The following is a 16,484-nucleotide window of genomic DNA, read 5'->3' as shown; positions in this document are numbered from 1 at the left end:
ATGCATCCGGCATTCGGCCAGCCCCTTTGTATCCGAAACCTTGCATGAGCACACCCCAGCTAACAGATACGCATTTCACCCTACACCTCACTACACCGGCTGATGCCCACGCACCGCTCGACTGCGATTCCGCACAGTCACAACAAAATCTGCCAGCAAGATTAGCGCGAACATTGGCCAGAGTGTACCCCACACAACCGATACATGCGAATACAGCGTTTGAAATAATGGATGCAGCACGACAACCACAGCCAGCGACAAGAGCACCCAACAAATCGAAAACGACACACAAATATGTCCTTGAAGCTGCAGCGGCAGATGTCTGTAGTCCCAGTAACGCTGATGAAACAATCGCTCCAGCAGCACGCCACTCGCATATTCGATCACTGTTGGAATGATGAGGCATAGCAGCAGCAAGAAGCCCCAATGTGTCGATTCATTCATCGAGTACACAATAAGCACTGGCGCGAATCCATACATCGGTTTCAACGGACCATAGAGGAACCCTTCCTTGAAGAACACCCCTGTCGTCACCCAGCTATACACATTCTCCAGCAACCATCCACCAAAAGCATAGCCGATAAAATAAAAGAATATCTCCGCAACATTCATCATCTGAACGCACACCGTCACTCTCTATCATTAAAGTTAGTTTAGTATGCGATATTTTTCCATAAATATCCTCTCGTCGAACTGATTTCCTACATCATGCATAAAGCCCACCCGTAAGATTTAAACTGAACTCATGAGAAATGATGCCATACATGGAAAACGGGGGACTTATGCGCCGAATATTTCTAATCTACGGAACAGATTTGCGTCATATATGCACGAATTGGGCAGCGGGTGTGATGATTTTGGGGCTCATTATATTACCCTCGCTCTACGCTTGGTTCAATATTGAAGCCTCCTGGGATCCTTATGGAAACACCAAGGGAATTAAGGTGGCCGTCTCCAATGATGATCAAGGCGCTACGATCATGGACAAGCCCATCAACATTGGTGAAGAAGTCATCGCCTCCTTACGAGAGAATCATCAGATTGGGTGGGAATTCGTCGATACAAAGAAAGCCATTTCCGGTACGGAACATGGCGATTACTATGCGAGCATCATCATCCCCAAATCGTTCTCCGCCCGCATTGCCACCGTCCTATCCAAGGAACCGATCAAAGCGGAAATTGACTATTACGTCAATGAAAAGATCAATGCCATCGCACCCAAAATCACATCAAGCGGCGCATCCTCCATCATTCAAGAGGTTAGCTCCAACTTCGTGAAAGAAGCGAATAAAGCGATCTTCAAGAAATTCAATGAAATTGGCGTCAAGCTCCACAAAGAGCTTCCCACCATTGAGAAGGTGCGCGACCTTGTCTTTAAGGTCGAGAAGGGTTTCCCTGAATTGGAGCGCATCTTGAAAGTTGCGCTCAAAGACGTCGAGACCGCGCAGAGCATTGTCAAAGAATCGCAGCACAGTCTGCCGATCCTCGCCGATGTAGCGCAGAAAGGCAAACAGTTCAGCCAGAATGTGAGCGAACTGCTTGATTATAGCCAGAAAGGCATTGAAGCGGCTGCTCCTTTTGTCAAACAAGACCTCAGTTCTCTACTGCAAGCTGCGTTAGCAACAAAAGATCTAACCGGCGTACTGAAAGATACTACGTCAGGCCCTTCAGCCATCAATCTAGCTCTTCAGCACGCTGCGTCCCGTCTCGATGGGGCCGCTCGTCTGGCAAGCGGTGCGCAATCCTGGTTCGAACAGTTGAACCAAATCTCGCGTGGCAAGCTATTCAACAGGACGATCGCTCGGCTCCAGCGCATCCATGATAATTTCGGAAAACAAGCCTCGACCGTTAAAGAAATTCAATCCGCTGTTAGTCGTGGAGAAGCCGTATCTGATACGTTACTCAACCGGTTGAACACCTTGTCTGATGAGGCAGCCACAGATCTACGCGATCTCATCAATCGTTTCGATACTGAGATTACCCCGAACATCGTGAACACCGTGAAACAAGCCAAACAATCGACCGATCAGATTCATACAATACTGGGGCAAGCATCCGCACGTGTGCCGGATATTGAGAAACTGCTCAATGATGCAAATAAAGGACTCACCTTCGGTAATCAAGGGATTAAGGTCGTCACCGCCGATCTGCCGATGATTAAATCCAATATTACCCAAATTGCGAACACAATTCGAGACTTCGAGAAGAATGGCAATATTGAAGAAATTATCGACCTGCTGCAGAACAATTTTGAGAAGGAGAGCTCCTTCTTCGCGAAGCCTGTCGTGCTGAAAGAGAACAAGCTTTTCCCCATTCCGAATTACGGCTCGGGGATGTCGCCCTTCTTCACCACGTTATCTCTCTGGGTTGGTGCGCTGCTGCTCGTCTCGCTGCTCTCCGTCGAGGTACATCATGAAGGCGTCGAATTCCGCGGCTATCAAATCTATTTTGGTCGATACTTAACCTTCATGACCATCGCGATTCTACAATCGTTGATCGACACGCTCGGGGATATTTACCTCCTCGGCGTCTTCGTTCGCGAGAAGCTATGGTTCGTGCTGTTCGGGGTGTTCCTCAGCATCATTTTCATGCTGATCGTCTATACCCTGGTCTCCATCTTCGGCAATGTCGGCAAGGCGATGTCCATTGTCCTGCTCGTCTTGCAATTAGCTGGGGCAGGCGGCACCTTCCCTATTCAAGTCACGCCGCATTTCTTCCAAGTGATCCACCCGTTCCTCCCGTTCACCTATGCGATCAGCATGATGCGCGAGGCGACTGGCGGCATTCTCTGGGATATCGTCCAGATGGATTTCTGGATGCTGCTGATCTTTGCTGGGATTGCGCTTGTCCTGGGTCTTGCATTAAAAACGCCAATTAACAAAATCAGCGCAGGCATGGTTCAGAAGGCGAAGAAGAGTAAGTTAATCCACTAACGAAAATAACCCCACAACGTGTTGTTTTACCTTCGAAGTGATTCAGATACTTTGCGGGGGCCCCGAAATTTAATAGGCTGCCGCTTCGCGAAATAAGTCTTCGCCTGCGGCAGCCTTTTTTAACATATCACGATCTTTTCTCTGGAAGTTTCCATCCGAATTTCTCCGTATTGAATAATCGAACCCACCTCCCGTCCTGCTTGACCGCAATCGCATCCTGGGTACTGACTTGATCGATCGAATAGATTCGAGTGCCCACGATGAAAGCATTTGAAAAAACGCCTTCATCCGTGCTCGCCAGCTCATCCAATGCGTACGTTTCTACGACTCCAATGGGCTCTCCAATGGACTCTACTACCTCATCGGTTAGCCGATAGGTCACATCATTCCAACGGATAAATCCAAAAGCCCATGAATTCGAGCTGGATTCCAGCTCTGGCTCTGGCTGTCTGACGCAGCCAACACCCCATAACAGGATGACTATCGTGAGAACGATTAGTGACAACTCACTCTTTCCCCAACGGATATCTATCCCCCCACACGAATGATTGGGTTCCTTGTTCTACTGCTTATCTGCCTGCTGTTCGAACCGCTGAATAATGTCGACAATCACTTCTGTCGCTTTAATCATATTGTCTGCGGACACATATTCGAATTTCCCGTGGAAGTTCTCGCCGCCTGCGAAAATGTTCGGTGTCGGCAATCCCATATAGGATAGCTGCGAGCCGTCTGTACCTCCGCGGATTGGAATGACGATCGGCGTGATCCCGAGCGACTCCATCGCTTGATGGGCAATATCTACGATATGTTTCACGGGCTCGATTTTATTCCGCATGTTGTAGTATTGGTCGCGCATCTCAAGAATCACGTTGTCCGCACCATACTTGTCTTGGAATTCGCTCACGATCTCCGCCAGCTTTTCTTTTTTCGCCTCAAATTGCTCGGTATCGAAATCCCGTATAATATAGCTCAATTTGGACTGTTCCACATCGCCTTGGAAGGAGCTGAGATGGTAGAAGCCTTCGTAGCCTTCCGTATGTTCTGGCGCCTGCTCCTTCGGCAGCTGAGCATGGATATCCATCGCGATTTTGGCAGAATTGATCATTTTACCTTTGGCCGTACCGGGGTGGACATTCGAGCCTTTAACCGTAATCTTCGCCGATGCTGCATTGAAGCTCTCATATTCCAGCTCGCCTAGTGGGCCGCCGTCCATCGTATACGCATAGGTCGCGCCAAAGGCTGCGACGTCAAATTTATCCGGACCTCTGCCGATTTCTTCATCTGGTGTGAAGGCAACCCGAACCTTACCGCGCTTAATTTCAGGATGCTGGATCAGATACGCCATCGCTGTCATAATCTCGGCAATGCCGGCTTTATCATCAGCGCCAAGCAGGGTTGTCCCATCCGTCGTAATCACCGTGTGCCCGTGGTAGTTGCCCAGTTCCGGGAACTTAGTCGGCGAGAGGATCACATTCAGCTCTTTGTTTAACACAATGTCCCCGCCCTCATAGCGCTCGATAATCTGCGGATTGACACCAGCACCTGTAAAATCAGTTGCCGTATCCACATGAGCTAGGAACCCAATCGTCGTCACATCGTGATCCGAGTTCGAAGGGAGTGTCGCCATGACATAACCGTTCTCGTCGATCGTCACGTCCTCCATACCAATCTGCTTCAATTCATCGACCAGTTGGTTCGCAAGCGTAAGCTGCCCCGGTGTCGAAGGACATGTCGTGCTATCCTCATTTGACTGGGTGTCGACCTTCACGTAAGAAATAAACCGTTCCATCATTTCGGACTTTAAATGTTCTAAATTCATTATGTATCGATCTCCTCTCATTTCATTACACAAACTCTAAACCGTAATATCCTTATCATACCACTTCTTGAGAGCATTAATCTGTACCGCATGAAAGGCTGCCCACTAGCAATTTCGAAGTTTTTTTCAAAATGTGATTTGAATCAAACCTCGCTTCCACTTCCTTTGTTATTGTAGGGTCAGAGCCAATGAATTTCTCAACACTGGGAGGGTATTCCGATGAGTGAAATGATTAACAATCGTGAGCAACAGGCGAAGACTGCATCCGAACGCCAACAACTACTAAAGGACATCATCCACGAGCTGCATCAAGGCGCACCTGAAGAAGAGGTTCGCGAACGTTTCAAGCAAGCCGTCGGACATATTAGCGTCTCCGAAATTTCGCAATTGGAAGAAGCCTTGATGAAAGAAGATGGGATCCCTGTATCGGAGGTACAACGCCTCTGCTCTGTGCATGCTTCGATCTTCGACGGGTCCATTGACGAGATTCACCGTTCCGATCGGCCCGAAGAACAACCAGGACATCCTATTCATACCTTCAAGCTAGAGAATAAAGAACTTGAATGGCTTGTTCAATTCAAGATTGAACTACACCTGGAGCAATTTCAGAAAGATGATTCTAAAGATCACATCTTCAAACTAATTGAGGATCTCAATCTATTATTGGATGTTGACAAACATTACAGTCGTAAAGAAAATTTATTATTCCCCTATCTCGAAAAATACGGGATTACCGGCCCCTCTAAAGTGATGTGGGGCGTTGACGATAAAATCCGACGTATCATCAAAGATGCACGCGAACAGCTATTTGCCTATAACGGAGACAAACAAGCAGTTATTGCTTCACTCCAACTTGCAATCCAAGAAGTCATTCAAATGATTACGAAAGAAGAGAACATCCTATTCCCGATGGCTCTTGAGACACTAACCGAAGATGAGTGGCTTAAAATCGCTCAGGAAAGTGCAGAAATCGGATTCTGCTTGATCGCCCCGACTGCAGAATGGAAGCCGACTCGCCACCCGCTTGAAGGGGCTCCATCTAAAGGAGATGAACCATCTCCTGCTTCCGATGGATTCATTCGACTCGAGACAGGAATCTTATCCGTTAAGCAGTTGGAGCTGATGATGAACCACTTGCCTGTTGATATTACTTTTATCGATCAGGACGATATCGTTCGGTATTTCTCCCATGGCAAAGAGAGAATATTCGCACGCACCAAAGCCGTCATCGGTCGTTCGGTTCAGAACTGCCATCCGCCGCAAAGCGTCCACGTCGTTAATCAACTATTGGAAGAATTCAAAGCTGGAACCAAAGACGTCGAGGATTTCTGGATTCCCTTCCAGGATAAGTTCGTCTTGATCCGATACTTCGCTGTTCGTGATGAGGAAGGAACCTATCAAGGGACGTTGGAATTCACGCAAAACATTGCGCATATACGCGAACTTGATGGTCAAAAACGGATTCTCTCTTAATACAACCAAGGGACTGCCTCGAAGTCGATGATTTCGACGAAGAGCAGTCCCTTTATAATTAAATATATGCTAGTGATCCTCGATCAAATACTGCATCTCCACGACTACTTTCAAGCAGTGCGGGGAGAGATTTCTTCATATACAGATCTGTTTGTCCGGCGTGCCGATGAAGCTGATCCTGAAGGACCCGATCGTCGATAAGAGGGATACCTCCCGCAATTGGATCATGCTGCAGACACCGGGGACGGAGAAGCAACAAGCATCCGTCCGCATGCCGGAGGGCTTCGACATCCAGTATACGTACTATCGCGATGGAGAGGACCTCGTCGTCGAGTCAAACTCTCCTTCACCCGTTTTTTATCTGATCAGCCAGAGCGTCCTGCGGCTTAAAGGTGATGACAACCAGATTCTCCCGGAATACCGTCCTGCAGGGCCGAACGCCATCGGCAAAAAAGTGGAACGCTACAAGGATATCCCGCTCGATGCCACGTTCGAAATTAACCCGGGCATCTACCTCTATCATGATCCGGGCCGAGAGGCAGAGATTCAGATTCAACCGTAACACGCAAAAAAAGGCTGCCCTACGGCAGCCTTTTTCGCATACTAACACCTATCTAACTAATCGACTTGCCCGTAAACTGACTGTTGTACAGATCCGCATAGAAGCCGCCCTGCGCGATCAGTTCATCATGGTTCCCTTGTTCAATAACAAGGGAACCATGATTCATCACAAGGATCAGATCTGCATCACGAATCGTGGACAGGCGATGCGCGTTGACAAAGCATGTGCGGCCATTGTGCTCCGTATCAATATAAATACGCTTCGTGATTCATTTAGCGTCATCCTTTTAGGAACTAAAGACCTACAGCTGCACCAAACCAAGTCTTATGTGAAGCAATTAGATTCTTATGAGTAGTGTCCCAATTTGTTGCTGTATAGGTGTAATTGTCGTTATTAATACAAATTATCGAATCTTGATGATCTTTAATTCCATAATTATGACCAACCTCATGTCTCACTACTTTTGCTGTACTACCTTCATCTTGGTCTACATTCAAACTATAACCTGTTACTGGATCACTTGTATAAACATATGCAAGACCCCCATCTGTAAAATTTGGATTTGCTGTAAACCCAATGACAAGGTCATATCCTTTATAACCTTGACTTGCTAAATTAGAAAGAAGAGCACTTGAATTAGACCCGATAGAGTTCCAAGGACCATAACCATCAATTTCAAAATCGATACTAAAATTGGAATTATAAATATCATCTGCAGATTCAATTATCCGTTGAACCCTGTTTATCCAATCTGAGTGTGCTTCTCGGTATTCTTCGTCAGCGACAGCAAGTACTTTTACCAGCCGCCCCTCGGATCTTAGAGCTTTCTCTTTATTATCCCCTCTATTCTTAAGAGTCCTCTTTTCTCCTATAACCTTTCCCTCGTCACTAAAAATTTTCGCAACTGAATCTCGCTCAACTTCATAATCAACTAATTGACTTGCGGGTTTGCCAATCTCTGCATAATTTATCGGCGTTGCAGCTGTTTCTAAGATGTCTGAAGCTTCAATAGACTTAGCTTTGATACCAACGGATGGCAATAATAGTAATGTCGCAGTCAAAGCAATAGCCAAATACTTTTTTACTGTCATATCATAAAACCTCCTTATTTTCCCTTTTTTAGGGTTAATAAGATAATTCTATCAAAAAATTCACTTTCCTCCTTTTATTGATATTTTTTTGAATTCCGTCCATTCGTGCTTGTCATGAGTAAATAAATTTTGTGTTTCTTGATTCATAAAAATCTCTTTATCTGGCATGTAATCTTTCTCTTGCGTAAACGTGTTCGTAGAAATTATATTATCAGGTTTAGATGCATAAACTTTAGCCCCCTCATATTTCTCACCTTTATAAAATATCCAAACCTTTGGAGAACCTGATGGATTTTTCTCTGAAGTACTGCACCCAGCTATTAAAATTAAAAAAGCGATTAGAAACACACTGACATATTTGATTTTCATGTCTCACGCTCCTATTTCATTTGACATATAGACGTTACCAGTCACAGAAATGTTCATCAAATGAATATAAAAACAATAGACCTTCAGATCACTCGCGCCACTTCACACGAGGGCAAATAGCTACCTATCTACATTGTTAAAGCGTATACAACCTCCACACAAAAAACACCCCTTACGCCAAGCAGCAGAAGCGATACGCTCCATACAACTTCACGAAGAGGTGCTCTATCATCGGCTACGATCTAGTAGGTAAACCTTTCGCCATATCCCCTATTCACAAGAACAAGCTGAAAGCTTATATCCCTTACCCTACTTCAGGCTCCAGCGCCTTCCCCGTAAACTGACTGTTGTACAGATCCGCATAGAAGCCGCCCTGCGCGATCAGTTCATCATGGTTCCCTTGTTCAATAACGGTACCATGATTCATCACTAGAATAAGATCTGCATCTCGAATCGTCGACAGACGATGGGCAATTACGAAGCTCGTGCGGCCATTCATCAATTCCTTCATTGCCCGTTGAATATAGACTTCCGTCCGCGTATCCACGCTGCTCGTCGCTTCATCCAGGATCAGAATCGCTGGATCGGCGAGGATAGCCCGCGCAATCGTGAGAAGCTGTTTCTGCCCTTGCGAGATATTCGATGCTTCCTCATTCAACACCGTATTATAGCCGTCAGGCAGCGTACGAATGAAGAAATCCGCATGCGCTGCTTTTGCCGCACGAATGATCTCATGCTCGGACGCACCTTCTCGCCCATATGCGATATTGTCACGAATTGTCCCGTTGAACAACCACGTATCTTGCAGCACCATCCCGAACATGCCGCGTAAATCACCACGTTTCATCTCCCGGATATCTACGCCATCGATCGTGATCTTGCCATCATTGATTTCATAGAAGCGCATGAGCAAGTTGATGAGCGTCGTCTTCCCTGCGCCCGTCGGACCTACAATCGCAATCGTCTGCCCTGGCAACACATCGATGTTCATGTCTTCGATCAGTACCTCATCCGCCTTATAACCGAATTTCACATGCTCGAATTTCACGATACCTTTCGGTTCATTGACAAGCGTTGGCTTCGCCACTTCTGGCACCTCTTCTTCTTCATCCAGCACTTCGAATACCCGCTCCGCCGAAGCAATGGTCGACTGGATAATATTCGCGATATTCGCCGTCTGAGCAATCGGTTGTCCGAATTGTCTAGCATATTGAATGAAGGCCTGAATATCCCCGATTTCGATAGATTTCTTCGTTACCAGCACCCCGCCGACCACGCAGACCAGCACATAACCAATGTTCGTGATAAAGCTCATCAGCGGCATGATAATCCCTGAAATAAATTGAGCGCGCCATCCTGAACGGTACAACCCCTCGTTTATTTCCTCAAATTTCGCTAAGGACTTCTCTTCGCGTCCGAAAGCTTTGACAATGCGATGCCCGGTGTACATTTCTTCAACGTGACCGTTGAGTTCACCCAGCGATTTCTGCTGTCCTGCAAAATAAACCTGTGACCGCTTCGCGATCATGATCGTTACCAAGAAGCTGAGGGGCAGCGTAATGACCGTAATCAGCGTCAGCAGCGGACTAATCGTCAGCATCATCACAATGACCCCAATAATCGTAATGATCGATGTAATGAGCTGCGTCAAACTTTGCTGCAGCGTTGTACTAATATTATCGATATCATTCGTAACCCGGCTTAGAATCTCACCATGCGTGCGACCATCAAAATATTTGAGCGGCAGCCGCGCTAACTTATCATTCACTTGTGCCCGCATATCAAATACGATTTTCTGCGACACACCCGCCATAATATATTGCTGCAAATAGGAGAACGCAGCACTCACAATATAAAGGCCTGCCAAGATGAGTAGAATGTCCCCGATATACGTGAAATCAATCGAAGCACCCGGTACGTGGTTTAATTTGCCCATCAGTCCTTCGAACAATTTGGTCGTTGCATTCCCCATGATTTTCGGGCTGACAATGCTGAAGACCGTACTCAGGATCGCCGTGATCAATACCGCAATCAACTGATATTTACGCGGAGCCATATATCCTATTAATCGTTTTAATGTGCCTTTGAAATTTTTGGCTTTCTGTACGGGCATACCCATGCCCATACCGCCACCCATCGGGCCGCGTCCGCCATGCTTCTGGCCTCGAGTTTCCTTACTCATGCGATCTCCTCCTCTGACAGCTGTGAGGATACAATTTCACGATAGACATCCGACGTATCCAAGAGCTCACGATGCGTACCGATGCCTGCAATGCGTCCTTCTTCAAGCACAATAATCTGGTCTGCATCCATGACTGTACTGACCCGCTGAGCCACGATAAGTACCGTTGACTCCGTCGTCTCCCCACGAAGCGCAGCCCGTAACTTCGCATCGGTCTTGAAGTCTAATGCGGAGAAACTGTCATCGAACAAATAAATCTCTGGTCTGCGAACTAGTGCGCGTGCAATTGCAAGCCGTTGTTTCTGACCGCCCGATACGTTCGTCCCGCCCTGTGCAATCAAGGAATCGTAACCATCGGTCATCTCACCTATAAAATCACTCGCTTGTGCAATAGCAGCGGCATGCCGCACCTCTTCATCCGTCGCATCCTCTTTTCCGTAACGAATGTTCTCGGCAATGGTTCCTGTGAAGAGCACGGCTTTCTGCGGCACAAATCCGATCTTCGAACGCAGTTCGCTTTGAGTCAATTCCTTCACATCTACTCCATCGATCACCACAGCCCCGCTATCGACATCATAGAACCGCGGCATTAGACTTAGCAGCGTTGATTTCCCTGAACCTGTTCCGCCAATGATCGCAGTTACTTGCCCTGGAGCTGCACGGAAAGATAGATTCGATAATGCTGGCTGCTCGGCCCCTGGGTAACTGAATGTGACATCATTAAATTCGATATATCCACGACGTCCATCGGCGCTTCTACCTTGCGCAGGATCTTCGATCTCCGGCTTCATATCGAGCACTTCATTAATCCGTGCTGCGGATGCCGAAGCACGTGGTATCAAGACGAACATCATCGATACCATCAATAGCGAGAACATAATCTGCATCGCATATTGCAGGAACGCCATCAAATCGCCGACTGCCATATGCCCCATGTCGATACGTCTGCTTCCGAACCAGATAATTGCAATTGACGAGAAGTTCATGACAATCATCATGACTGGCATCAGAAAAGCCATGATCCGATTGACACGGATCGCCGTATTCGTTAAGTCCGCGTTCGCATCGCGGAAGCGTTCCTTCTCAAAGTTGATCCGGTTGAAGGAACGAATAACCCGAATCCCTGTCAATCCTTCACGCAATACAAGGTTCAAGCGATCGAGCTTCTTCTGCATCGCTTTGAACAAGGGAATCCCGCGACTCGCAACTGCGAAGATGGCTAGGGCTAAGATTGGAATAACTACGGCGAGCACCCAAGTTAAATGCGCATCTTTGGAAATGGCCATAATCAGCCCCCCGATACACATCATCGGAGCCATCACCATCATACGCAGAATCATCACGAGCACCGTCTGAACTTGCGTAATATCATTCGTCGTCCGCGTAATAAGCGAAGCCGTACCAATTTTGTCGAACTCCTGCAATGAGAAATTCTCGACATGCTTAAACACTCTGCTGCGCAGCTGACGGCCATACCCCGACGCAACGCGTGCCGATAAATAACTAGCCGTAATCGCACATAAACCTCCGCCCGCAGCAACGAGCAGCATGAATCCGCCTATGCTCATAATGTAATTCGTATCGCCTTTAACAATACCCGTATCCACAATGTCCGCCATCAAGGTTGGCAGGTACAATTCAGATAGAGACTGCAGGAACACGAGCATCAGCACAAACACAATAGGAAGCCAGAACGGCTTCAGAAATCGAAACAACTTGAGCATGCATGGTCATCTCCTAGATCCACAATATTTCGTTATTCTATTTATTAGATGGTCTAATTATATACACGTAAATATTTTCATGTCAACCAACAATCCCACACACTATTTGGAATCAAATTGGACATGAAGATTTGAAAAATATTATATAGGTTGTATACTGCTTCTATATTCTATTCCATCCATTAGATCGTTTTTCGTGAGAGAGGAGCAAGTGATATGAGCCGATTCACTATTAGAGAACCTTGGGTTCGCGAACGTATTCAGGCAGAGCAAGCAAGACCGGCAGATTCCACGTCTGTTACCGAATTGCTGCGCCAGACAGCCTCTTGGCTGCAAAGTAAAGGATCCACCCAATGGAGCGGACTGCTCACGGGTGAAGATGTCCATGGCACCTCCGATGCCATTGCACGGGGCGATGTGTTTATTTTCAGAGATGTCGAGGCGGGCAAGCTGGCAGGTGTCGTTATCCTTCTCACAACGCCAAGCCCTTGGGATCTAGAGCTATGGGATTCCGTAGATGATCACAACACAGCAATCTATCTTCACCGACTGGCGATTAATCGGGATTATGCGGGAACAGGACTCGGCGAAGCCATGATGCGGTGGGCAGCGAACGGCATACACTTCGAGGGTAAAGATCGCATTCGCCTGGATTGCATTGCAACCAACGAGACCCTCTACCAATTCTACAGCAGCCTCGGCTATGTGCACCAAGGTACGCATCCGAATGGTTTTCATTGCTTCGAACAGCATTTACCCACCCTCTAATCATCCTATCCAAAAGACCCGGAGTAACCGTTTGTCACACGATCCCGTGACAAGCTCATACTCACGGGTCTTTTAACTTTGTAGCCTATCTCAGCATTAACCCATTTCCTTGAGCCGGAATATATATGTTATACAGACCAATGCCTATGTGCACAAAAAGGAGGACTGTATGATAACGATCAGTCTTTGTATGATTGTGAAAAATGAGGCGTCGACCATCGGCAACTGTCTGGAATCCGTCCTCGGCATTGCCGATGAAATCAATATTGTCGACACCGGCTCAACGGACGGAACAAAGGACATTGTTCGCCAGTACACAGATCGCATCTTCGATTTCGAATGGATTGATGATTTCGCGGCTGCCCGCAACTACGCCTTCCAACAAGCCACCATGAGCCATATTCTATGGCTTGATGCAGATGATGTACTGCTCGAAGCAGATCGGCAGAAGCTCCTGCAGCTCAAGCAATCGTTAGATGACGACATCCACTCCGTCACGATGATCTATCACTACGCTTTTGACGATCATGGCAACGTCACTGTCGAACTTCGAAGAAATCGGCTCGTGCAGCGACATTGCAACTTCCAGTGGCACGGTCCCGTGCACGAATATTTGGCTGTTCATGGCAAAACGTTGAATAGTGACGTGATCATCACCCATTGCCGCGTGCATCAGCACTCGGATCGCAATATTCGAATTTTTGAGAATCGGCTGGCTCGAGGAGAGCAATTCTCCTCTCGGGATATGTACTACTATGCCAATGAGCTGATGGATCATCAGCGATATGAGCTTGCCGCACAGCAATACCATCAATTTCTAGATACGGGAGCCGGTTGGGTTGAGGACAACATCTCTTCTTGCCTGAAGCTCGCTGACATTTATCATCAACGCAATGAAGAGCAACTTGAACTTCAAATGCTCTGGAAATCATTCGATTATGCCCCGCCGCGCGCAGAAGCTTGCTGTCGTCTAGGCGCATACAAGCTACACCATGACGAGCTCACGCAAGCCATATTCTGGTATACCTTAGCCACCAAATTAACGAAGCCTGAGAGCCTTGGATTTTTCGATGATGCCTATTGGACTTGGATTCCCCACGTTCAGCTATGTGTCTGTTATTATCGCCTCGGTAACTTCGAACTTTCTTATGACCATAATGAGGTGGCAAGGCATTATCGGCCGAATGATGAGAGTATTCGGAATAACAAAGCCATTTTGGAGGATCTCTATGTCCACAATTAGCCCCCCTGCCCCGACTCGCAAGAAATTGCGCATTGTCCAAGTCGCTCCCGATTATTACCCGGTCCCCCCGCTAAAATACGGCGGTATCGAACGCGTCGTTCATACCTTGACCGAAGCGCTAGTCGCAGATGGACATGAAGTCTATCTCTATGCCCCTGCCGGGAGCAAGACGCAAGCCAATCTGATTACCTACGAACATACCGATGCGAATACGCAGTCGATCGCTGCATTCGTCGCCCGGACGCTGCCTTCCTCTGTTGATATTATCCATGACCACACGCATAAATCCGCCGTCGGCATGACACGGCTGCCCGTCCCGACACTCTGTACCTTCCATGCTACCGTCCATAACCCCGTGGATTTCCCTGTCTACGTTAGTCAACACTCCCGTCTCGTCGCGGGCACCGATCAAGGCGAATATGCCTACAACGGTCTTCCTATCGATGACTATCCGCTAGCCGACCCTGCTATGAAGCAGGATTACTTGCTGTACTTGGGCGTGCTCAGTTGGCACAAAGGGATCTTACAAGCCATTGACATGGCGGAGAGCACCGGGCATCGACTCATGATTGCGGGTCCCATCTTCGATGCAAGCTACTACACGACATATATCGAGCCCCGCCTTAAGCGGAATCCGAATTTACAATATATTGGCGAGGTCGGCGGAGAAGATCGCATTCGTCTGTTGCAACAAGCGAAATGCATGTTATTCCCGACCTGCTGTGAGGAAGCCTTCGGTCTCGTCATGATTGAAGCCATGGCTTGCGGGACACCCGTCCTGGCTCTAGCGAACGGGGCAGTACCCGAAGTACTCACAGGCATGCCTGAACTGATCTGCCGATCCATCACTGAGATGCAAGATCGCCTGCGTGAGAGCTGCTTCCCTTCCCCAGAATCACTGCGTGATTACGTGGAACAACATTATTCCAGCACCTCAATGGCCGAGCGTTATCTGGAGCTCTATCAACACGCCATTCATCAATATATGAATGAGCCCGGCGACCTGCAAGTGCTTCATTCTGTATTTGCTACTACGGATGAGAAGATAGCTGCCTGCGGGCGTCTTGCGCACACCTATTATGAGTTCAGTAACCTGGATATGGAACGGAATTATGTCTACCAAGCCTTTGAGCTTGATGCGCCTCGTGCGGAGTTCTGCTGCCGGCTCGGATATCAGTATCTGAAGAGAAACGATCTGAATCAAGCAAGGTTCTGGTATGAACTCGCTCTAAACATCGATCAAATCTCCATCTCTGATAACAATGATGATCCAGAATATGAAGCATGCCGTACTTGGCTGCCGCATCTCCAACTATGTGTCATCAACTACCGGCTCGGCAATCTTGCCCAATCCTACGCGCATAACGAGGCTGCACGGGCCTTTAGTCCGCTAGATCAATACATCCTGAGCAACAAAGAGCTCCTCGAGAATGAACTCAGAAGCATGACCGCAAATACTTCTGCCCCGCCCGTTGCTGAAGCAGATAAGCCTAGCCTATCTCCGGAGGAGCCATCCATCCTTGAATCGCTCGGCCCTGAAGTCGAAGTCGATCTACTTAATGATCGAGGAGAACTCTTTACATTGGCGTTGAAACTGCCTGGGTTTATTGAAGAAACGCTGTGTGCACAAGGGAGCTGGGAGCCCTTTCTTATTCGCAAAATATGTGAATATATGCAGCCTGACGGTGTATTTATCGATATTGGTGCGAACATTGGCTATCATACGTTTTATCTTGCAAGCGAGTTTCCTGAGGCGACATGCCTATGCTTCGAGCCACACCCAACGTTGTATCAGCAGCTTGAGGAGAGTATTCAATTGAATGCTTTTAACCATGTTCAAGCTTTTGAGCTGGCTGTCGGGAATACGAAGGGAAAGATCGATTTCTATATGCAGGATGATTCCTGTTACAATCGAGGCATGTCAGGGATTCTATATCATTCCGAGATGGGGGACGCCGTGGAACGTGTTCAAGTGAACATCACGACACTCGATCAACAATTAGATCAGGCAGCGAAGAAACGTGTGCAGGTCATGAAAATCGATACGCAAGGCCATGAATTCGAGGTCATTTGTGGAGCACTCGATACGATCAGACAATCGAAGCCGGTCATTTTCCTGGAATACCACAGCTATGCCCGCTATAATCTGCATGCCATCATGACGTTGTTACCTCATTACCAATGGTTCAAAATTCAGCCTTGGACAGGGGAAATGGTGACGCTCGATGAACCCGATCCGGCGGGGTATCAGAATGATTATATCGCGATTCCGAAGCATCGCTGCAATCTATCAACATAACGTCCGAGTAAGGCTGGTCAT

Annotated in this window: 13 protein-coding genes and 1 pseudogene; 6 read left to right on the top strand and 8 right to left on the bottom strand. The window is 47.6% G+C overall.

Annotation, left to right across the window (positions count from 1 at the left end; all coding sequences use genetic code 11):
* Window positions 1-90: 90 nt before the first annotated feature.
* On the bottom strand, window positions 91-615 hold the full coding sequence (locus ACFQZR_RS07060; RefSeq protein WP_379344288.1) for a putative ABC transporter permease: 525 nt from the start codon (window positions 613-615) through the stop codon (window positions 91-93).
* A 167-nt stretch (window positions 616-782) separates the two neighbouring features.
* Here ACFQZR_RS07060 and ACFQZR_RS07055 point away from each other — a divergent pair, with 167 nt between their 5' ends.
* The gene (locus ACFQZR_RS07055) at window positions 783-2,933 is read left to right on the top strand and encodes a YhgE/Pip family protein (RefSeq protein WP_379344286.1); all 2,151 of its coding nucleotides are present in this window, start codon (window positions 783-785) and stop codon (window positions 2,931-2,933) included.
* A 127-nt stretch (window positions 2,934-3,060) separates the two neighbouring features.
* Here ACFQZR_RS07055 and ACFQZR_RS07050 read toward each other — a convergent pair whose 3' ends face one another.
* Window positions 3,061-3,438, bottom strand: a complete 378-nt coding sequence (locus ACFQZR_RS07050; RefSeq protein ID WP_379344284.1) for a hypothetical protein — start codon at window positions 3,436-3,438, stop codon at window positions 3,061-3,063.
* A gap of 57 nt (window positions 3,439-3,495) precedes the next feature.
* Window positions 3,496-4,752, bottom strand: a complete 1,257-nt coding sequence (gene pepT / locus ACFQZR_RS07045; RefSeq protein ID WP_379344282.1) for a peptidase T — start codon at window positions 4,750-4,752, stop codon at window positions 3,496-3,498.
* 219 nt (window positions 4,753-4,971) lie between these two features.
* Between pepT and ACFQZR_RS07040 the strand changes: the two genes are divergently transcribed.
* Together ACFQZR_RS07040 and ACFQZR_RS07035 are read left to right on the top strand one after the other, a co-directional pair.
* A complete protein-coding gene (locus ACFQZR_RS07040; RefSeq protein ID WP_379344280.1) occupies window positions 4,972-6,225 on the top strand; it encodes a DUF438 domain-containing protein in 1,254 nt (417 codons plus the stop codon).
* A 160-nt stretch (window positions 6,226-6,385) separates the two neighbouring features.
* The gene (locus ACFQZR_RS07035) at window positions 6,386-6,787 is read left to right on the top strand and encodes a hypothetical protein (protein ID WP_379344278.1); all 402 of its coding nucleotides are present in this window, start codon (window positions 6,386-6,388) and stop codon (window positions 6,785-6,787) included.
* Between the two features lie 52 nt (window positions 6,788-6,839).
* Here the strand turns inward: ACFQZR_RS07035 and ACFQZR_RS07030 are convergent.
* The 5 genes and pseudogenes from ACFQZR_RS07030 to ACFQZR_RS07010 all read right to left on the bottom strand — a co-directional run.
* Window positions 6,840-7,019 (bottom strand): annotated as a pseudogene (locus ACFQZR_RS07030) (hypothetical protein); the annotation flags it as partial.
* Between the two features lie 61 nt (window positions 7,020-7,080).
* Window positions 7,081-7,878 (bottom strand): M12 family metallo-peptidase, encoded by a 798-nt coding sequence (locus ACFQZR_RS07025; RefSeq protein ID WP_379344276.1) that lies wholly within the window; start codon window positions 7,876-7,878, stop codon window positions 7,081-7,083.
* A gap of 60 nt (window positions 7,879-7,938) precedes the next feature.
* Window positions 7,939-8,247 carry a hypothetical protein gene (locus ACFQZR_RS07020; protein WP_379344274.1) on the bottom strand — a complete coding sequence of 103 codons (309 nt, stop codon included), beginning with the start codon at window positions 8,245-8,247 and terminating at the stop codon, window positions 7,939-7,941.
* A 304-nt stretch (window positions 8,248-8,551) separates the two neighbouring features.
* On the bottom strand, window positions 8,552-10,429 hold the full coding sequence (locus ACFQZR_RS07015; RefSeq protein WP_379344272.1) for an ABC transporter ATP-binding protein: 1,878 nt from the start codon (window positions 10,427-10,429) through the stop codon (window positions 8,552-8,554).
* Complete coding sequence (locus tag ACFQZR_RS07010; RefSeq protein ID WP_379344270.1) at window positions 10,426-12,153, bottom strand: ABC transporter ATP-binding protein; 1,728 nt, start codon at window positions 12,151-12,153, stop codon at window positions 10,426-10,428. Before ACFQZR_RS07010 ends, ACFQZR_RS07015 begins: the two co-directional genes overlap by 4 nt.
* Window positions 12,154-12,369: 216 nt before the next feature.
* Here ACFQZR_RS07010 and ACFQZR_RS07005 point away from each other — a divergent pair, with 216 nt between their 5' ends.
* From ACFQZR_RS07005 to ACFQZR_RS06995, 3 genes are all read left to right on the top strand, one after another.
* Complete coding sequence (locus ACFQZR_RS07005) at window positions 12,370-12,921, top strand: GNAT family N-acetyltransferase (protein WP_379344268.1); 552 nt, start codon at window positions 12,370-12,372, stop codon at window positions 12,919-12,921.
* Window positions 12,922-13,090: 169 nt separating this feature from the next.
* Window positions 13,091-14,164, top strand: coding sequence for a tetratricopeptide repeat-containing glycosyltransferase family 2 protein (locus tag ACFQZR_RS07000; protein ID WP_379344266.1), 1,074 nt, complete (start codon window positions 13,091-13,093; stop codon window positions 14,162-14,164).
* Complete coding sequence (locus ACFQZR_RS06995) at window positions 14,151-16,463, top strand: FkbM family methyltransferase (RefSeq protein ID WP_379344264.1); 2,313 nt, start codon at window positions 14,151-14,153, stop codon at window positions 16,461-16,463. Before ACFQZR_RS07000 ends, ACFQZR_RS06995 begins: the two co-directional genes overlap by 14 nt.
* The last annotated feature ends 21 nt before the right edge of the window (window positions 16,464-16,484 follow it).

The sequence above is a fragment of the Paenibacillus sp. GCM10027629 genome (genome assembly GCF_042676425.1).
GTDB lineage: Bacteria > Bacillota > Bacilli > Paenibacillales > Paenibacillaceae > Paenibacillus_K > Paenibacillus_K terrigena.
The sequence above is the reverse complement of the archived record's forward strand: the minus strand, read 5'-3'. Positions and strand labels throughout refer to the sequence as shown.